Source organism: Bradyrhizobium embrapense, assembly GCF_001189235.2.
In the GTDB taxonomy this organism is placed as follows: Bacteria; Pseudomonadota; Alphaproteobacteria; order Rhizobiales; family Xanthobacteraceae; genus Bradyrhizobium; species Bradyrhizobium embrapense.
This window is the reverse complement of sequence record NZ_LFIP02000006.1, coordinates 196,353-215,111: the sequence shown is the minus strand read 5'-3', so window position 1 is coordinate 215,111 and position 18,759 is coordinate 196,353. Positions and strand designations below refer to the sequence as shown.

Annotated in this window: 15 protein-coding genes, 1 tRNA gene and 2 pseudogenes; 9 read left to right on the top strand and 9 right to left on the bottom strand. The window is 63.3% G+C overall.

Features of this window, described 5'->3' with window-relative positions; translation table 11 throughout:
• Positions 1–1,578, bottom strand: a complete 1,578-nt coding sequence (gene fliF / locus AKN83_RS26430; protein WP_430641576.1) for a flagellar basal-body MS-ring/collar protein FliF — start codon at positions 1,576–1,578, stop codon at positions 1–3.
• 227 nt (positions 1,579–1,805) lie between these two features.
• Positions 1,806–2,081 (bottom strand): CtrA inhibitor SciP, encoded by a 276-nt coding sequence (gene sciP, locus AKN83_RS26425; protein WP_002714638.1) that lies wholly within the window; start codon positions 2,079–2,081, stop codon positions 1,806–1,808.
• Positions 2,082–2,640: 559 nt separating this feature from the next.
• On the opposite strand from sciP, the gene AKN83_RS26420 reads away from it, so the two are divergent.
• Positions 2,641–3,420 carry an alpha/beta fold hydrolase gene (locus tag AKN83_RS26420; protein WP_050402885.1) on the top strand — a complete coding sequence of 260 codons (780 nt, stop codon included), beginning with the start codon at positions 2,641–2,643 and terminating at the stop codon, positions 3,418–3,420.
• Positions 3,421–3,576: 156 nt separating this feature from the next.
• On the opposite strand, the gene AKN83_RS26415 is transcribed toward AKN83_RS26420, so the two are convergent.
• Positions 3,577–4,824 (bottom strand): OpgC family protein, encoded by a 1,248-nt coding sequence (locus AKN83_RS26415; RefSeq protein ID WP_157113578.1) that lies wholly within the window; start codon positions 4,822–4,824, stop codon positions 3,577–3,579.
• Positions 4,825–4,946: 122 nt separating this feature from the next.
• Positions 4,947–5,126 carry a hypothetical protein gene (locus AKN83_RS39925; protein ID WP_157113577.1) on the bottom strand — a complete coding sequence of 60 codons (180 nt, stop codon included), beginning with the start codon at positions 5,124–5,126 and terminating at the stop codon, positions 4,947–4,949.
• 547 nt (positions 5,127–5,673) lie between these two features.
• On the opposite strand from AKN83_RS39925, the gene AKN83_RS26410 reads away from it, so the two are divergent.
• Positions 5,674–6,666, top strand: a complete 993-nt coding sequence (locus AKN83_RS26410) for an AraC family transcriptional regulator (protein ID WP_050402887.1) — start codon at positions 5,674–5,676, stop codon at positions 6,664–6,666.
• Between the two features lie 770 nt (positions 6,667–7,436).
• On the opposite strand, the gene AKN83_RS26405 is transcribed toward AKN83_RS26410, so the two are convergent.
• Together AKN83_RS26405 and AKN83_RS26400 are read right to left on the bottom strand one after the other, a co-directional pair.
• Positions 7,437–8,153 (bottom strand): flagellar hook assembly protein FlgD, encoded by a 717-nt coding sequence (locus AKN83_RS26405; protein ID WP_050402888.1) that lies wholly within the window; start codon positions 8,151–8,153, stop codon positions 7,437–7,439.
• A gap of 10 nt (positions 8,154–8,163) precedes the next feature.
• Positions 8,164–9,774 carry a flagellar hook-length control protein FliK gene (locus AKN83_RS26400; RefSeq protein ID WP_157113576.1) on the bottom strand — a complete coding sequence of 537 codons (1,611 nt, stop codon included), beginning with the start codon at positions 9,772–9,774 and terminating at the stop codon, positions 8,164–8,166.
• A gap of 343 nt (positions 9,775–10,117) precedes the next feature.
• On the opposite strand from AKN83_RS26400, the gene mnmA reads away from it, so the two are divergent.
• The 5 genes from mnmA to AKN83_RS41895 all read left to right on the top strand — a co-directional run bounded on the left by mnmA (position 10,118) and on the right by AKN83_RS41895 (position 13,067).
• Positions 10,118–11,314 carry a tRNA 2-thiouridine(34) synthase MnmA gene (gene mnmA, locus AKN83_RS26395; protein ID WP_050402890.1) on the top strand — a complete coding sequence of 399 codons (1,197 nt, stop codon included), beginning with the start codon at positions 10,118–10,120 and terminating at the stop codon, positions 11,312–11,314.
• A 24-nt stretch (positions 11,315–11,338) separates the two neighbouring features.
• Positions 11,339–11,977: a class I SAM-dependent methyltransferase gene (locus AKN83_RS26390; protein ID WP_050402891.1), complete on the top strand. Its 639-nt coding sequence runs from the start codon at positions 11,339–11,341 to the stop codon at positions 11,975–11,977.
• Between the two features lie 53 nt (positions 11,978–12,030).
• Positions 12,031–12,396, top strand: a complete 366-nt coding sequence (locus tag AKN83_RS26385; RefSeq protein WP_050402892.1) for a hypothetical protein — start codon at positions 12,031–12,033, stop codon at positions 12,394–12,396.
• A 116-nt stretch (positions 12,397–12,512) separates the two neighbouring features.
• Positions 12,513–12,589 (top strand) — tRNA-Met (locus tag AKN83_RS26380).
• A gap of 178 nt (positions 12,590–12,767) precedes the next feature.
• A complete protein-coding gene (locus AKN83_RS41895; RefSeq protein ID WP_347336838.1) occupies positions 12,768–13,067 on the top strand; it encodes a hypothetical protein in 300 nt (99 codons plus the stop codon).
• Between the two features lie 120 nt (positions 13,068–13,187).
• On the opposite strand, the pseudogene AKN83_RS41890 reads toward AKN83_RS41895, so the two are convergent.
• The 3 genes and pseudogenes from AKN83_RS41890 to AKN83_RS41370 form a co-directional block, all read right to left on the bottom strand.
• A pseudogene (locus tag AKN83_RS41890) lies at positions 13,188–14,234 on the bottom strand (recombinase family protein); the annotation flags it as partial.
• Positions 14,173–14,454 (bottom strand): hypothetical protein, encoded by a 282-nt coding sequence (locus AKN83_RS39920; RefSeq protein ID WP_157113575.1) that lies wholly within the window; start codon positions 14,452–14,454, stop codon positions 14,173–14,175. The pseudogene AKN83_RS41890 and the gene AKN83_RS39920, both read right to left, overlap by 62 nt.
• A gap of 855 nt (positions 14,455–15,309) precedes the next feature.
• A pseudogene (locus tag AKN83_RS41370) lies at positions 15,310–15,441 on the bottom strand (phospholipase effector Tle1 domain-containing protein); the annotation flags it as partial.
• Positions 15,442–16,177: 736 nt separating this feature from the next.
• Between AKN83_RS41370 and AKN83_RS26365 the strand changes: the two are divergent.
• Positions 16,178–17,380: a cytochrome P450 gene (locus tag AKN83_RS26365; protein ID WP_050402898.1), complete on the top strand. Its 1,203-nt coding sequence runs from the start codon at positions 16,178–16,180 to the stop codon at positions 17,378–17,380.
• Between the two features lie 88 nt (positions 17,381–17,468).
• The gene (locus AKN83_RS26360) at positions 17,469–18,758 is read left to right on the top strand and encodes a cytochrome P450 (RefSeq protein ID WP_050402899.1); all 1,290 of its coding nucleotides are present in this window, start codon (positions 17,469–17,471) and stop codon (positions 18,756–18,758) included.
• Position 18,759 lies beyond the last annotated feature (1 nt).

Here is an 18,759-nt window from a genome sequence, read left to right as displayed (position 1 = left end):
TCAGTTCTCTACCGGCTCGCTCAGCCATTGACGGACGATGGAGACGGTCTCGTTCGGATTGCGTTCGGCGAGCTCGCCGACCCGGTGCACGGCCTGAGCGTGGACCTGGCCCTGGATCTGGGCGACGTCGATCAATTGCGCCGCGCCGCTGCCGCTCGGGATCAGCGCCTGGCCGGACGCACCGGCGCTTTCGGCATGGGCTTCGGCGAGCGCCGGCATGCCCGCACCGCCGCCCAGCGCCGGGATCACGTCGGCGGCCACGATGCGCTTGACCAGCGGGCGAACCACCATGAACAGCACGACGAGGCCGAGCATCATCATGACGCCGAGCTCTATGACGTACATCACGTCGTCCTTGGTGAATTGCAGCATGCCGAGCAGGCCGGTCGGCTCGGCGATCGGCTGCGCGGCCGGCGGCTCGGCAAAACGCAGGTTGACGACCTCGACCTGGTCGCCGCGCTTCTGGTCGAAGCCGATCGCGGAGCGGACCAAAGCGGCGATGCGGTCGAGCTGCTCCTTGGAGCGGTCCTGGTAGACCATCTCGCCTTTTTCGTTCTTGGCGTAGGCGCCGTCGACCAGCACCGCGACCGAGATGCGGTTGACGCGGCCCGCCTCGGTCACCTCGGTCTTGGTGGTGCGGGAAATCTCGTAATTGTTGGTTTCCTCGCTCTTCTTGCTCTGGTCGCGGGCGCGGGCCGCGTTGTCCTGGTTCTGGTTGCCCGGCAGCTCGTTGTTGACGGTGACCTGCCCGGAATTGTCGGCGGTGAGGCTACTTTCCTCGCGGGTCTGGGTCGAGCGCAGCACGCGGCCCTCGGGGTCGAACTTGTCCGAGGTCTGGGTGATCTTGTTGTAGTCGAAATCGGCGGAGAGCTGGACGCGGGCGCGCCCGGCGCCGACCACCGAGGAGACGATGTCCTCGACCTGCTTGCGCATCCGCTTCTCGAAGGCGGCGCGGCGCTCGTCGCCGACCGCGGCATCGGCATCGGATTGGGCGCCGTCGGCGAGCAGCTGGCCGGCCTCGTCGACGATCGAGACCCGCTGCGGCTTCAGCCCGTTGACGGCGGAGGCGACGACATGGCGGATCGCCTTGATCTGCTGCGGCTCCAGCGCGCCGCGGACCCTGAGCACGATCGAGGCCGACGGCTCCGGCGTCTCGCGCGAGAACAGCGGCTTTTCCGGCAGCACGAGGTGGACGCGCGCGGCCTGGACGCGGTCGATGGCGCGGATGGTGCGGGCGAGTTCGCCCTCCAGCGCCCGCAGGTGATTGATGTTCTGGACGAAGCTGGTGGTGCCCAAGGCGTCCGACTTGTCGAAGATCTCGTAGCCGACGCCGCCGCCCTTCGGCATGCCGCCCTCCGCGAGCTTCATTCGCAGCCGCGTCACCTTGTCCTTCGGCACCATGATCGCAGCGCCGTCATTGCGCAGCTCGAACGGGATCGCCTGGCGCTCCAGCTCTTTGATAATGGCTGAGGAATCCTCGGTCGACAGGTCGGTGAACAGGGTGGTCATCTGGGGCGTGGTGACGCGCATGATGACGAAGGCGAAGAAACCGATCAGGGCCGCAGTGACCGCAACCATGGCCGCGAGGCGGGCCGCACCTAGACCTCTGAAGAAAGCAACCAGACTTTGCACCAACGGCCCCCAGGGATTCGGCCCACGCGGGTCCGACTGGGCAAATATTGCCTAGGGTATGGTTTCCATATGGTTAACGAAGGTTAAGAACCGCGGCAAAAACGCGGACATGAAAAAAACCGGCTTCGCAAAGCGAGGCCGGTTTTCGTCAAATACCACTCTTTAGGAGAAACTTACTGCCGGTACTGCTGGATACGTGTGGTGCGCAGTCCGGCCAGACCATGCTGGTCGATCGAGAACTGCCAGGAAAGGAATTCATCGACGGTCAACGTGTAGCGGCTGCAGGCCTCCTCGAGGGAGAGCAGGCCGCCGCGGACCGCAGCGACGACTTCGGCCTTGCGGCGGATGACCCACCGTTTGGTACCGGGGGCCGGCAAATCCGCAATCGTTAACGGGCTGCCGTCAGGCCCGATGACGTATTTCACCCTCGGGCGATGGGGTTCTGTCATGGCGTACTCACAAACTCTCAACCACTGAACTCGCGATAGGTAACCTACGCCCACCGGTTTAAAATTTGCCTAAGCCCAAGGCTTCAATACGATTCTCGTTGGAAGGGCCGGGAACAGGGAGGCGGATTGGCTGCTTATGAGCCGATTGTCCGCCCGGTGTCGGGTAGCGGCGCAAGTGGTACCCCTCTCCCTAACCCTCCCCTACAAGGCGGGAGGGAACCCTCCCGCCGGTACGCCCCTTCACATCCTTTACGTCCAATTCTCGCGCGACGGGTCCACGCAACGTGAGGTGAGCACATCGGTCGGGCTCCCTCCCCCCTTGTGGGGGAGGGTTGGGGAGAGGGGTAAGCAGAGATCGATTTGGATTTGTTCGAGCAATCACTGTTGCGCACGTCACATGAACGTTCGTCGCATCTTCTACGCATTCACTGATCCTTGATCGCGATTGCAGGACCGCGGAGGCGGCGCGCGTAACCAACCGCCTTTGCCTGCGTAGGAGAGGTTGTACGCGCGCCGCAACCGGCGCGTTTCCCCTAATCCTTGGATCCGAGTTCCAATCATGTTGATGAACAGACGCACCTTCTCGACTGCCTTGCTTGCTGGAACTGCCGCTTCGCTGGTGTCCTCGCGCGGCATCGCCGCACCCACGCCGCCGGCGCAGGCGCGCAACGTCGTGCTGGTGCACGGACTGTTCGCCGACGGCTCGTGCTGGTCCGAGGTCATTCCGCGCCTGCAGGCCGCGGGGCTCAATGTGACGTCAGTGCAAAATCCCTTGACCACGCTGCCGGAGGCGGTCGCCGCGGCGCAGCGTGTGCTCGATCGTCAGGACGGCCCGACGGTGCTGGTCGGCCATTCCTTCTCCGGCATGATCGTCACCGAGGCCGGCGTGCACCCGAATGTTTCGGCGCTGGTCTACGTCGCCGCGCGCGCGCCCGATGCGGACGAGGACTACACCGCACTGGCCAAGACCTATCCGACGCCGCCCGCGAGCGCCGGCATCGTGTTCGATGGCGACGAGGGCCGGCTGAGCGAAGCAGCGTTCCTGCGCGATTTCGCCGGCGACCTGCCGGAGGCGAAAGCAAAGGTGCTCTACGCGGTGCAGCAGCCGTTCCACAAGCAACTGCTGGCAGGCAAGACCAGCCAGGCGGCCTGGCGCAGCAAGCCGAGCTACTACGCGGTCTCGACCGAGGACCGCACCATCAATCCGGATCTCGAACGCTTCATGGCCAAGCGGATGGGCGCCACCACGATCGAGGTGAAGGCCAGCCATCTGGCGCTGATCTCGCAGCCCGACCCGATTGCGCGGCTGATCCTCGAGGCCGCGGGCCGGTCGGCGTGAGGGGAGGGCGTCCCGGTCCCGCCGAGCGGTCGTTCATGGGCTCGCCTCCGTGTTGCGTCCAGCCGGAGCAGAAACCGAAGCTCGAACGGAATAGTTCCGCCGCGAACGCGATTGAACGTGGCAGATAGCCGATGTCCGGCACGAGTCCAATTTTGATCAAGGGCGATACGTCGATGGAGCGATGATGGCTCTCAGTTGTGGATCGAGAACGGTCCTGCGTGCGCGATCCCCAACATTGTGATCTGCAACCGCGGCGGAAATGTCCCGATCGACTGCGACCCCCGCGGGCTTGCGCTTGGCGCCGAGCGCGTTCAGGAGCGCCGCGACGGCGATCATCGTCAAGACGCCGACGAGACTGAGCGCGATCTGCACCGAGGGCCGGTTCGAGATGTCGAGCAGATCGAGCTGGCTGGCCAGCGCGAGCAGAACGCCGAGACAATAGATCGGCAACGAGTTCTCGCCACACCACCGCGCGCTGCGCAGGATCGGCGTCGATAGTCCTCGCCATCCCGCGGGGACGAGCCATGACGTCACGATTGCAAGAGCCAGGAAATGCAGGAGCCGCAACGGGCTCAGATTCGATTTGTCCAATGGAAAGACCAGGTCCGTTACGGCCTGAAGCGCCTTGATGTCCCGGCCGAGCGCCAGGACGAGGATCATCGCCAGAAAGAGCGCGGAAAAGATCAGCGCGGGGCGCGATGTCATCCATCCCCGGATTGTCCTCCCCTCGATGACGGACCATGCGCCCAGCACGATCAGAAACTGCCATGCCAGTGGATTGAAGAACCAGAAGCCGTCGGGCCAGGCAGCAACGTGCCAGCCGAGGATGTGCACCAGCGCATAAAGCAGCAACGAAAGGGCAAGCGTCACGTTTGGCGCGCGCAGCAGCAGCCACAACAACGGTGCGAACATCACGTGACAGATCACGAACACCGGCAAGACATCGGTATTGACCGGGCGGAATTGCAGGATCGCGGCGTGCGCAAGCGTCGCGCCCGGACGTTCGAACAAAACCCGCGTATTGCTGTCGTCGGCAAGATCGCCGCCGGCGATGTAGACGAGGACGGCGCAAGCGAGCGTAAGCAGGAGGAACGCGACGTAGATGTCCCATCCGCGGCGCAACGAACGGCCAATCACGCCTCTCCAGCCGTCACGTTGACGGGCTCGGCCGTAGGCCAGCGCGCACGTCACGCCCGAGATGAACATGAATATCTCGGCGGCGTCGCAGAAGCCGTAATTGCGCAGCGTCAGCCAGCTTCCGACGTTATTCGGAACATGGTCGAGAAAGATCCACCACAAGGCGATCCCGCGACAGACGTCGATGCGCAGGTCGCGGCCGGTCGATCTGAACTCCGGCGGAGTATCGCCGATCAATCGCTTCGAGGTGTCGGTTCGATCATGCATCTGTCGATCCGTCGGTCATGCGCACGGCCGCATCGGGCACAGGTCCATGGGACGCTAGGATACTCAAAGTCGTGCGCGTGCCGGACCAGCCTCCGGCCAAGCCATGGGATTGGACGCTCCGGCTACCCGAGGGTTGGCGGCGCTTTCGCCGGCCAGCCGCAATCAAAGGGCCCGGAACGATCGCCGTCTTCCGGCGGCGGCTGCAAGACTTCGCCGACGAGCGGTATCAAAAGCTGCTTTCGCATTTCGGCGAGGCGGGCACGACAGTACTCGTGATAAAGCATGTCGAATAAAGTGGACATGATCGAACGCCTTCCTGATCACTGAGGTTGACTTCCCACGTGACAGATTTCGACCATTTCAACCGGCGGCAAAAAGCTAATAGTGCCGCAGGCATTTTATGTCCGACAAATTCTGCTTGGCGTTTGGCCAAAGCGGCGAAATAAGATCGGTATCGGCAATCTTTCAAAAATGACCTGCCCGCGGCTCCGTAAACCGGATCAATTGCGAACAGGGGCATCAGCTGTTCTACGCCTGCGCGCCGCCAGGGATGTCCAATGAATCCGCGGCGGCAATTACAGATAGAGCCATCACGACCGTCTCCTCTTAAGGGAGAAATAAGGGCCGTGACTTTCGCGACCAGTATAAACGTATTATTCTGACCGACAGGTGAACCAGTTCACATCAGCATCGATCGCAGGCAATTCAGACTAGCAGATCGGTAGCATGCCTTCTTGGACTTGCGCGCACGGATCGAGAGAACGCCGGTGCGTGAATTGCAAAATGCAGACATGAAAATGGTGTGCCGCAGCATTTCATCCTGATGCTCTGTGAAGGCTGGAGATCCCCATGCCTACGGACGCAGCCGATTTTGCATCGTATCGATTTTCGACGCGCGACCTTCCGGAGCGCATTCGTCTCCCTCTCTGGCGCGAGCACTTTGGGCGCTGCGTGGTGCACGCTGACATCGAGCCTCTGTCGAATATTCCAATCGAGGCCCATGCATCGCTTCAGGCGGTTCAGGGCCTGCGGATGCTCTCGCTAAGGGGCACGTCGATGCGCTTTGAACGTTCGCAAGCGAGTCTTGCCGATGGTGATGATTCCGTCGGCGTCATTTTCTGCTCTCCCGGCATAAGTCAGCTATCGCAGTGCGGTCGGGACGTCGAGCTTCGTGCTGGCGATGCGATTGCTATCCTGCATTCCGAACCAGCCGTCGTCACCTACGTTGATGGACTACAATTCGGGCTGGCGGTGCCGCGCGCGGACCTCGAGCAGCGCGTGTCGGATATCGAGAGCCTGGTCATGCAGCCGATCGGGCGCCGCAAGGAAGCATTCCGGTTATTCGCGACCTATCTGAAGTCAGTTCTCAAGGCGCGAGCACTGACTTCCCCGAAACTTCGTCAGACGGTCGTGACCCACATCCACGATCTCGTCGCACTCGCGATCGACGAGTGTCCTGCCCTGGGCGAGAGCAGCGCGAGCGCCGTCATGGCTGCGCGGCACGATGCGGCCCTCGACTACATCACGATACACTTCCAGGACCCTGGGCTCAACGTTCAAACGGTCGCACGCTGCCAGGGCATCTCGCCGCGCTACCTCCAGCGTCTGATGGCGTCATCCGGAACGTCATTCACCGAGCGCCTGAATGAACTGCGTCTCCAGCGGGCGCTCGAATTGCTGACCGGGTCGGACGCCGGCCGTCGGCGGATTTCCGATATTGCGCTCGAGGTTGGCTTCTCGGACGTGTCGCATTTCAATCGCTTGTTCCGAATTCGCTTCGGCGATTCTCCGCGAGGCGTTCGCCTTGCCCGAAGGGGGGCCAACCGAGCCGTGCAAGCGTGATCAGGACGTGTGCCCGCCAAGAAGATCGATCGAAGGGACGGTGAGGTCATCGGGCCGGCCGCGCCGGTTGCGCCGCCGGCAAAGGCCTGACCTGTCAAACAAGACTGGCGTTCGAGGCCCGTCAGTGCGGCGAGATAGCCTCGCTTTGTCATTTCACTCCGGCCGCGCTGTTACTCGCCTGCAGTCCGGGGCAGCCGTTCCCGAAGCACTGCGATTTCAAGCATAACCGTGATGGCGATGGTTCTGAGGCGCGCATTCTCGGTCATCGTCTCGGCGAGCTGCGGGTGAGGTGTCACCGCACGCCGTGGCGTGGTCTGGGCGGGGTCTGGCGGGATCGGGCGTGTCGGGGTCACTGGCTAACTCTTGCCGGCGGTCAAAGCGCGCAGCCTAGGCAGCTGCGGAGTTTCAGGGCGGAAGCGTCGTTCAATTGCAGAACATGAGGATAACATCCGCTTGCTTACAGGAAGCTGACGTGTTGCAGCTTATTGCTGATTGATATTTGTCGATGTTGTGCGCCGCTCCCATGGGGGCGATCGGGTAGGCTTTCTCTGTGCTCCTGCGAGAGGAGAGGGCGGAACGGAGCGCAAGGCTCGGACAAATCATGTCGCGAGAATGCGGGGTGCGGATTACAGGCCGCGCACCCCATTCACTGTCGTCCTTGCGAAGCAGGGACAACAGGCGTGCATGCGGCGCCTCATGACGCGCAGAAGCGCACACGCAATTCCCGCGGAGGCGAGCGCCGGATTGCCGGGATGCAGCGACGCCTTTGCTTAGCTGCTGCTGCTCGTCGCGCCGCGGACCACGCGCTTGATCTTGTCGGTGGTGTAGGTCTGGCCGCCGATCGAGAGCAGCGGCGGGGTAGCGGTCAGGTCGACGGAGTCGACGACGCCCTGAATCTCGGTCGAGATCGCAAGCGGGTTGCCCTTGGAATCCTTGCCTGTCGCGGTCAGCGTGTAGGTGCCGGCCGGCCATTGCGTGCCGTCCGTGCCCTTGCCGTCCCAGACGAAGCTGGCGTTGCCTTGGTTCAGGTTGAAATTGCCGGAATAGGCGGTCTGGCCGGTCGCGCTCGTGATCGTGATGGTGGCGCTGGTGGCTTGCGGGGATACCAGATTCCAGGTCGCGGATTTGTTGAACTGGGTCTTGCTGCCGTCGACGGCCACGGTGTTGCCGACATAGACCAGCGCCTGGGTCGATTGCGCGCTCTTCTCGATCGCGATCAGCTGCTTGAGCTGATCATTCGACTTCAGCTGCTGTTCGACGCCGGCGAACTGCACGAGCTGCTGGGTGAACTGGTTGGTGTCGAGCGGATCGAGTGGGTTCTGGTTCTTCAACTGGGTCGTGAGCAGCGTCAGGAAGGTCTGGAAATTGTCGGCGATGCCCTGCGACGAGGTCGTCAGGCCGCTGCCGGTGCTGCTTCCCGAGCTGGTTCCGTTGCTGGTGCCCGGTGCCGAGACAACGGGCGTCGGCATGGTTGCATCGACTGCCATGGTGAACTCCTTACACTCTGATATCGACGCCGCCGAGAGCGCCGGTTGGGCGGCCATAGGAGCGGCCTGCCGCTGCGGCGGGGACGCTGTCCTCCTCGGTGACGATCAAACGATGGGCGTTCGGATTGGACTGGCCATTGTTGTTCTGGCCCGACTGCGACTGGTCGCGCAGGCTGAACTGCAATCCGCCATTGCCGGTCGACAGGCCGGCATTGTCGAGCGCGCGCTGCAGCTGGTTGGCGTCCTGGCGCAGCATCGACAGCGTTTCCGGCCGTTCGACGGTGAGATGCGAGGTCACCTGGCCGTTGCGATCGACATCGATGCGGACATCGATGCGGCCGAGCTCGGCGGGGTCGAGCCGGATCTCGAAGCGGCTCTTGCCGCTCTTGGCAGAGGCGGCGATCTGCATCGCAAGCCCGCTGAGCGGCACGGCGGCTTGCGCCGCGTTGGTCACGGTCAATTGCGCGGTCGCAGACGGCGTCGTCTGGCTGGCCGGCAGTTGCGTCTGGAGTGCATTCGGCGCCTGTGCGCCGGGATCGGGCGTCGTGAGCTGGGCCTGCGCAGCCGCGTGGCCACCGACCGGCGGTGTCGGCGCGGCGTCGCCGTCTCCGCCTGTATCGGCCTTGATGGCATCCGCTGCGCCGTCTGCTGTGGCCTTCGCCTTGCCGGATACAGCCGCCGGCTGCGTGGCTGCGGGAACAATGTTCGTTGGAGCAGCCTGTGCGGTCGCGTTGTTGCCCTGGGCCGCGCCGTCCTGGCCAATTGGCGTTGTCGCGGTCGCGTCCTTTGCGGCCACCTGTGCCTTGGCTTGCGTCGTCGCCTTCGTGGCCGGCGTTCCGGCGGCGACGGTGGCGGCGAGGGTCGCATCGCCGGTCGCCGTCGCTGCGCCTGAAACCGTTGCCGCATCCGTCGTGATGACCTGTCCCTCGGTCTTGACGCCGGCCGCCTTGGCGACCTTGTCGGCATTCGCCGCGGTGGTTGCCGCCGTTGCGGTGTCGGCGCCGGCAGGCGCACCGCTGCCGGCCGCGGCAGCAGTGCCAGCGATGGCCGAGCTTGCCGCGATAGCCGCAGCCGCGATTGCGAGCGGTGCCGCCGGCTGGCCGGATGGCGGGGTCGCCGTCGCCGTCGGGTCGGTGGCTGCTGCAGTTGCAACTGGAACGGCAACCACGGCGTTGGCCGCTGCCGCATTGGACGGATCCGGCTGCGGCACGGCTTGCGTCGTGGCCTTGTCGCCGGTGGATTGCGTATCGGTGCTCGACTTCGAGTCGTCCGATTTCGATTTCGACTTGGTCTTGCGCGGCGCGTCGCTGTCGCTATCGACCTTGTTGTCATCGCGCGAGCTGCCGGAATCCCGCGGCGCCCGGTCGGGGGCCGTGCTGGTGTCGCGGGAGCGTGGATCGGTCGTCGAGGTCGAATCGTCGGACCGGCGCGCGGGCGCTGGCTGCGGGTCGTACCGGTTGTTGTCGCTGGTGGGCGCGGTGTTGCTGTCGACCAGCGAGGCAAAGCCGCCGTTCCCCGCCCGCGAGGCGGGATCTGGCCGTGCCGACCGCGGCGTCGCGCCCTGAAAAGACCGGCTTGCCAATGCTTCCGACGTCACGCTGACCACTGCCAACCCTCGCAAATGAGACTTCCGGCGTTTTGTCAGCAAGGAGTGGGCCAACCATCGGTAGTGATAAATATTCAGCTATTTCAATTGTTTAAGGGTCGCGCGCGGAGCCCGGAACCGGTTCCCGGCAGGCCCGGTTTTTGCCCGGCGGCAAGATTTGCCCCCCGCGCACGGCGGCTACGGATTCCGCCGGATTGCCTCGCCGGAATACGGCCTATATTAAAGGTGGCCTTCGATGCGTCCCGAACCGACCGAACCGGTCTTGGACGCGTTCCAAGGCTCTCTGGACAAAGGCTTTTCCCAATTTCGTCGCGGAGCGCATGACTTCGCCGCGACAGTGACCAATGACCGCTTAGAGATGCTCAACAGTCTGGATCTTGAAGGCCGCCCTGAAGACACGCGGATCGTCGTTGCCATGTCCGGCGGCGTCGATTCGTCGGTGACGGCTGCGCTGTTGAAGTCGCAGGGCTACGACGTGGTCGGGATCACGCTGCAGCTCTACGACCACGGCGCTGCGACCCATCGCAAGGGCGCCTGCTGCGCCGGCCGCGACATCCACGATGCGCGCAACGTCGCGGAGCGGATCGGCATCCCGCATTACGTGCTCGATTACGAAAGCCGCTTCAAGCAATCGGTGATCGACAATTTCGCCGACAGCTACGCGCTCGGCGAGACCCCGGTGCCGTGCATCGAGTGCAACCGCTCGGTCAAGTTTCGCGATCTGCTCGCAACCGCGCGCGAGCTCGGCGCGCAGGCGCTCGCCACCGGACACTATGTTGCCTCGCGCCGGCTCGCCGACGGATCGCGCTCGCTGATCTGCGCGGCCGATGCCGATCGCGACCAGAGCTATTTCCTGTTCGCCACCACGCGCGAGCAGCTCGGCTTCCTGCGCTTCCCGCTCGGCGACATGACCAAGCCGCAGACCCGCGAGCTGGCGCGGCGCTTCGAGCTCGAGGTCGCCGACAAGCAGGACAGCCAGGACATCTGCTTCGTGCCGACCGGCCGCTACACCGACATCATCGGGCGGCTGAAGCCGAATGCGATCGCGCCGGGCGACATCGTCGATCTCGCCGGCAATGTTATCGGCCAGCACCAGGGCATCGTTCATTTCACCGTCGGCCAGCGCAAGGGCCTCGGCATCGCATCAAGCCACCCGCTTTATGTGGTCAAGCTCGATGCGGCGACGCGCCGCGTCGTGGTCGGGCCGCGCGAGGCGTTGCGGATGGATCGCATCGCGCTGCGCGACGTCAACTGGATCGGTGATGGCGCGCTGGATCGCGTGATCGGTGAGGGTATCGAGATCTATGTCCGCGTGCGTTCGACGCGCGCGCCGCAACCGGCATGGTTGCGCGCCACGGACGCCGGCTATGAGGTCGAGCTCGTCGCCGGCGAGGAGGGCGTATCGCCCGGCCAGGCCTGCGTGTTCTACGACGCGGCGTCCGGACAGGCGCGTGTGCTCGGCGGTGGCTTCATCAGGAGTGCCAGCGCGAGCCGCGTCGTGCGGGCCGCGACGCGGGATGCGATGGCGTCGCTCGCGGAAGCGGTTCGCGGATAGACAGAAGCAGCTTCGGGGCAGGGAATGGCTGGGGACATCGACCGCGAGGGGGTCGAAAAGGCGTATGGCCGCTGGGCGCCGATCTACGATCTGGTGTTCGGCAAGGTGTTCGATCAGGGCCGTCAGTCGACGATCGCGGAAGCCGACCGGATCGGCGGACGCGTGCTCGACGTCGGCGTCGGCACCGGGCTGTCGCTCTCGGAATATGCGCGCACGACAAAGCTGTGCGGCGTGGACATTTCCGAGCCGATGCTGCGGCGGGCGTTGAAGCGCGTGCGCGCGCTGGGGCTCAGCAATGTCGAGACGCTGGCGGTGATGGACGCCAAGAACCTGGCATTTCCGGACGGGTTCTTCGACGCGGTGGTCGCGCAATACGTCATCACCGCGGTGCCGGATCCCGAGGCGACGCTCGATGATTTCATTCGTGTGCTGAAGCCGGGTGGCGAACTGATCCTGGTCAATCACATCGGCGCCGAGAGCGGCCCGCGCCGCATCTTCGAACTCGCCTTCGCGCCGCTGGCGCGGCGGCTCGGCTGGCGTCCGGAATTTCCCTGGGAGCGGCTGACCAACTGGGCCGCGAAGCATGGCGGCGTCAGCCTCGCGGAACGCCGGCCGATGCCGCCGATGGGGCATTTCTCACTGATCCGCTTCCGCAAATCGTGAGGCTGCGGCGATTTTGCGAGGGAACATCGGCGCATCGTGCCGGTTTTCCCCTCATGAGGATCAATCGTACGCTCGCTTTGTCCTGTGCCCTGATGCTGGCGCCCGTCGTTGCCGCCGCGCAGGCGCCGCCGACGTCGGCCACGCCGCCAGCCCAGACCGCGCCGCCGGCGCCGCAGCGCGCCGCCGCGAATTGCGCGCCGCAGCAGCCTTCGCATCCGGGGGCTGCGGTGCCGGAAGGAACCACAACCGGGCAGGCTGGCCAGCCGCTTGGTGACAAGCTCGCCAAATCCGACGGGGTGTTGTGCCCGCCGGCCGGTATCGACCCCGAAATGCGCGCGCCGACCCCACAAGGCGGCAACACGCCGGTGATTCCGCCGCCCGGCAGCCCCGGCGGCGACCCCGCGGTGAGGCCGAAATAGCCTCTCCCTGCAATAAGTTGCCGCCTCGCCCCGGTTTGCTTGACAGGCGCGCGTACCGTTCTTTATATGCCGCGCGTTCGCACCCGCGGCTTGCATGCCGCCGATCGCGAACCCGTGGCGGGGTAGCTCAGCTGGTTAGAGCACGGGAATCATAATCCTGGGGTCGGGGGTTCGAGTCCCTCCCCCGCTACCATGCGTCCCCCACTATCTTCAAAAGTGGGTTTCGCGCTGTAGCGGTCTCCCGCTACCATGTATAACCCACTATCGCGGTGGGCCTGGGGAAAAGCGTTCCCGCCGATTAGCGCGGCGAGCTTGCCTTTCACCTCGATCTCGAACCCTTCCCGTGGTCCCTTCGGGTGGACTGTGACGCTGTGCACAAGCGCGCGAAAGTCGTTTATCAGGGAACCGCGGTCGTCCTTCGCCTCGGTGTGGCTGGCCATTATCTCCGCAAGTGCGTTGACCGTGCTGATGTAGCGGTCCAGGGTCGCCGGATGGAGCGCGACGGGGACTGGAGCTTCTTCGAGTGCGGCCAGTTCGGACTCGACGCGCAATCGTTCTTCCTTCAGTTCCGCGATCCGTTGCTTGGCGTCCTTCTCGGAAATTACGTAATTGATCACGAGATCAATGTTGCGCTGGCGCTCCCCTTCGATCCGATCACGTTTTGCTTCTAGTCGCGCGCGCACTGCGACCGCGTGCCCAGCAAGCCGCTCCCGTTCACTGTTGTAGTTGCGGACATAAGTCTCGATCAGCTGCGGGTCTTTCAGTTCTTCCGCCATGCCGCTGAGCACAAGTCTTTCGATGTCGCGCAGGTAGATAATCTTTCGATTCGAACAACTCCCGCTCTCGCGAACCGCCGAGCAGCGAATCCTGGTCTTTCCAGTCTTGTCACGGTCATGGACCGACATCCCCGATCCGCAACAACCGCAGCGAAGGAGACCGGAGAGGAGGTGCGGTGGCCGGCGCTTCACGTGGTTGGCCAAGTGGCTCTTCTCGGTTTTCAGAGCGTGAGCATGCTCCCAAACGGACTGTTCGACGATCCGAAGCTGAGGCGCCTCGATGCTCTGCCACTCATCGCGAGGGTTCGGGCGAGACAGCCGCTTGCCGGTGTCAGGATCCTTGACCATCCGGACTTTGTTCCAAACGATCCGCCCAACATAGAGTTCGTTCAAGATGAGCCCAGCACCACGTTCGGCGTTCCCATTGATCGTCGACGCGTTCCATAGCCGGCCTCGCGGTGGACGAACGTTTTCTCGGTTGAGATCGTGTGCGATGTCCCGCGGCGTTCGTCCCCCGGCATAGGCCGTGAAAATTCGTCGGACGATCGCAGCTTCGTCTTCGACGATTTCGAGTTCGCCGGCTTTGCCGGGAATAGCTCGATATCCGTAGGCGCGTCCGCCGGCGTGTCGACCGTCGCGTATCACACCGGCCATACCGCGACGGACCTTCTTCGCTCCGTCTTCGCGCTGCATCTGTCCAACGAGGCCGCGAATTCCAATCAAGATCGAATCCGCGGTGCCATCATGAACGGCTTGGATTTGGATGCCCTGGAAAGATAGCCTTTTGTGGATGCCGGCCAAGTCTTCCATATCACGAGAAAGCCGATCCAACGCCTCCACAATGACGACGGTGAAACGTTGTTGGCGAGCCGCATCCATAAGCTGCATCAAGCCATCGCGACCGAATACAGAGGCTCCAGAACGAGCTTTGTCCTCGAAGATCGCAACGACGTCGAGCTGATTACGGGCCGCATAGGCCCTACACAGAGCAATCTGATCTTCAGTCGATTTTTCGTTTTGAAGCTCGGTCGAGAACCGAGCATAAACTGCTGCAGACTTCATCTTGAACACCACCGCTGATGCGTTTCTCGCTGGCGGCGTCAATATGAGTTTTTATCAGCCGCTCATTCTCGAAGAGATGATCGCGCCTCGCATCGGCGATTGCAAGAGCTTCAACGAATTTGACTAAGGCACGATCTATTCCAGGTGAATTTACCCACGGTGGCGCATGTTCCTTTGCTTTCGCACGCTTCATAACGCCACGATGCTGCAAGCGGTTCAAGAAGGGTAGGTTTCTTAGACATCGATCGCAGAATTGGATATGATCGAAAGAAAAATCGATAGATTCTCGGGAGCGTAGAGATCTGAGCAGTCGTTCTGCTCTCGCAGATGACAGGCTCGGCAATTCCCGCAGCACACCGTCATGAGCAACGCGGTAACGAGTAGCTTCGTTGATTCCGCTGCTTTGTCTTTTGAGTCCGATCGCATTCTCGCATTTTGGCCGAGTCTTTTCTTGTGCGGTCCGTGGTCATTTGTTGAAACCGTAGCCGTTGCGCACGCGCGCACCAGCCGAGTGGCTGGGTCTCCTTCAGCCTGACGTTATCGAACGCTACGAGGATGATGCTCTTCGATTTGCCCTTGAGCTCGTTCTGCAGGATCGAGAAGTCGGTCGTGCCGTCGGCCGCCATTGGTTTTTTACGCTGAAACGCCACTGGAAGAACTCTACGCACAGTTCGAATCGTTCCGAACCTGCGCATCCCTGTCGCGTTGCTTCAATGTCACAACAGGAGGCACCGATGGCGGCAGCGAAGAATGAGCAAGACGGCGCGCGGACGAAAGCAGGACCCGGCGCGGGTGGCAGGACTACGAAATACAGTACGAGGCGGAGAAGACCGGCATTGAAGTAGACCTCGAATTCGACGAATCCTGTGGTCCGCCATCTGTTCCGGCTCCTCGCACAAGGCTGGATTCCCAGTAAGCAGAGGACAAGGTTTCCCCAATTCTGAGATCCCTGTGAAAGATGCCGAGCAGTTCTTGCAGGATGGCCAGCATCACGTTCGCTTAGGTCTTTGCGCGTGCAGCCAGAGCCGCACCGCGCTCTCATGTGTTGGGGGGAATCGTGTACCTTGATGCCGAATCCGTCGGGCCCCTTGCGGTCGGGAAAGGTCTGGGCCGCATGCGCCATCCAACCCAGCGAGATGTCGGATTGGCGGGTTTCACTTTCGGGATAACTACCGCCGACATCGGAGTGATTTCCTGCGAACCACATTCCACAGCCAATCCGGTTGCTTGAAATCCGCGCAAGGGCGCCCCGCACATTCAGCGCGAGAGCAGGCCTTTGTCGGGCACTTGCTGCGCCGTTGTCGGCATTGAGACCCAATGCCAGAAACCTGACATACGCGCGCTACGAAGTGCCTGCTGAGCCTGCGAACTCATCTCGGCACGCGATTTGCTCTGTTCACGGCATCATCACCAATCGCGGTGCGATGATCTTCGGGACGGACACGGCGCGCGTCGCTGTTCGCGTTTGGTCCTTTCCGACGGCTTGCTGTGGCATGACTTGGCGCTCGGTAGTGGACCGAGAAAATGCAGGGAAGGATTGGATGCGATCTAGAGTTCTTCTTTTGGGAGCCAGCGAAACTGCCACCGGAAAAGTGCGACTGGTCCGGAGGCTATATTGGCGTGCAAGTTGGTGACGGGTGCTTCGAGCCTCCTTCACCAATCCCTACGGTCAGTCGATCTTTGGCGATGCCGGCAGGTTCGATGTCATGCGGCGGCACAGCTCCCGCACCTGCCGTTCGGCTAGGGGCCGCTTTTCCGCCTGAGCGTGCGCTGGGTGCCTGGAATTGCGATGAGCCTTCTTCGCGCTACTCGTGCGGATGGGAGATCGGGTACGGACCAACGCCGCGGAGGCTGTCGTCTACCTGCCGTCTAATGCATTCGCTGCCTGCGGCTCCTATCGGTCACCTTCCGTCCTTTCATCGCTTAGAGAGTGATTTGCCACCATGTCCGAACAATCCTTGCCGACGCTACCGATGTGGCGAGTCAGTCACATCGAGCCTTCGCCGGAGATGTTGGCGCTACGCGCCAACGGTCCGATCCACCGCGTGCGCTTCCCGTCCGGACACGAAGGCTGGTGGGTGACAGGTTACGACGAGGCAAAGGCGGCGCTGTCGGACGCGGCGTTCCGGCCCGCGGGAATGCCGCCGGCGGCATTCACCCCGGATACGGTGATTCTCGGTTCGCAGGGGTGGCTGGTCTCGCACGAGGGAGGCGAACATGCCCGGTTACGCACAATCGTGGCGCCGGCCTTCAGTGACGGCCGGGTGAAGCTGCTTGGGCAGCAGGTTGAGGCGATTGCCGCGCGGCTGTTCGAGACGCTGGCGGCCCAGTCCCAGCCCGCCGACCTGCGGCGCCATCTCTCCTTTCCGCTTCCGACCATGGTCATCAGCGCGCTGATGGGCGTGCTCTACGAGGATCACGCCTTTTTCGCCGAGCTGTCCAACGAAGTGATGACGCACCAGCATGAAAGCGGACCGCGCAGCGCGTCGCGCGAGGCCTGGGAAGAACTGCGCCTCTACATGCGCGGCAAGATGCGCGACAAGCGCCAGGCTCCGGGCGACAACCTGCTGACGGATCTGCTCGCGGCGGTCGACCAGGGCAAGGCGACCGAGGAAGAGGCGGTCGGCCTTGCGGCGGGTATGCTGGTGGCGGGGCACGAGAGCACCGTCGCGCAGATCGAATTCGGCCTGCTGGCCATGTTCCGCCATCCGCAACAGCGCAAACGCCTGGTCGGCGATCCATCCCTGGTAGACAAGGCGGTGGAGGAAATCCTGCGCATGTACCCGCCGGGCGCCGGCTGGGACGGAATCATGCGCTATCCGAAAACCGATGTGACCATCGCGGGCATAAATATTCCCGCAGAGAGCAAGGTGCTGGTCGGGCTGCCGGCGACGTCGTTTGACGCACGCCATTTCGACGCCCCGGAAACCTTCGACATCGGGCGCGACGAAAATCCTCACCTGGCGTTTTCTTACGGACCGCACCACTGCATCGGCGCAGCGCTGGCGAGACTCGAACTCAAGGTGGTGTTCGGTTCGATCTTCCAGCGGTTTCCTGCGTTGCGCCTGGCCGTGGCGCCCGAAGAACTGAAGTTGCGCAAGGACATCATCACTGGTGGGTTCGAGGCGTTTCCGGTGCTCTGGTGATTCGCGGGACGCCGCCGGCTATCGCGATCTTCTCTGCAATTTATCGGCGCGCGCTCCCGTCAGACCAGCCAGCCAATAGGTAACCAAAATGGACGTGCAAGCAGCCACGGCAGTATGTCGGGACGCCTTCGCCGAACTGGCGTCGCCAGCGTGCCTTCACGACCCGTATCCGTTCATGCGGTGGTTGCGCGAGCACGATCCGGTGCATCGCTCAGCGTCGGGCCTCTTTCTGTTGAGCCGCCACGCCGACATTCTCTGGGCGCTCAAGGCCACGGGCGATGCGTTTCGGGGACCAGCGCCGGGCGAGCTGGCGCGCTATTTTCCGCGTGCAGCCGCCAGCCTGTCGCTCAATCTACTGGCGTCCACGCTAGCGATGAAGAACCCACCGGCGCACACGCGTCTGCGCCGGCTGATCTCGCGCGATTTCACCATGCGCCAGATCGACGACCTGCGGCCGACCATCGGGCGCATCGTCGCTGCGCGCCTCGACGGCATGGCGCCCGCACTGGAGCGCGGGGAGGCCATGGACCTGCATCGGGAATTCGCGCTGGCCTTGCCCATGCTGGTCTTCGCCGAACTGTTTGGCATGCCCCAGGACGACATGTTCGGGCTCGCCGCCGGCATCGGCGCCATTCTGGAAGGCCTCAGCCCACACGCCAGCGATCCCCAGCTCGCCGCGGCGGACGCGGCCAGTGCCAGAGTGAAGGCCTATTTCGGCGGTCTCATCCAGCGCAAGCGCACCAATCCCCGCTTCGACATCGTGTCGATGCTGGTCGGCGCACACGACGATGATGCCGACACGCTATCGGATGCGGAGTTGATCAGCATGTTGTGGGGTATGCTGTTGGGCGGCTTCACCACCACTGCTGCGACCATCGACCATGCAGTCCTGGCGATGCTGGCGCATCCCCAACAGCGGCACTGGCTGCAGCGAGACGCCGCGGGGGTGAAGGCATTCGTCGAAGAAGTCCTGCGCTGCGACGCGCCCGCGATGTTCAGCTCCATTCCGCGTATCGCGCAGCGCGACATCGAACTGGGTGGCGTGGTGATCCCGAAAAACTCGGACGTGCGCGTGCTGATCGCGTCCGGCAATCGCGACCCGGACGCCTTCGCCGATCCCGATCGCTTCGATCCGGCGCGGTTCTACGGCACCAGTCCAGGCATGTCGATCGACGGGAAGATCATGCTGAGCTTCGGCCATGGCATTCATTTCTGCCTTGGTGCGCAACTGGCCCGGGTGCAGTTGGCCGAGAGCCTGCCGCGGATCCTGGCCCTCTTCCCCACGCTGGCATTGGCCGGGCAGCCGACCCGGGAGCCCTCCGCATTCCTTCGGACGTTCCGCGCGCTACCGGTGCGGCTGGATGCGCAAGGGAGCTGAG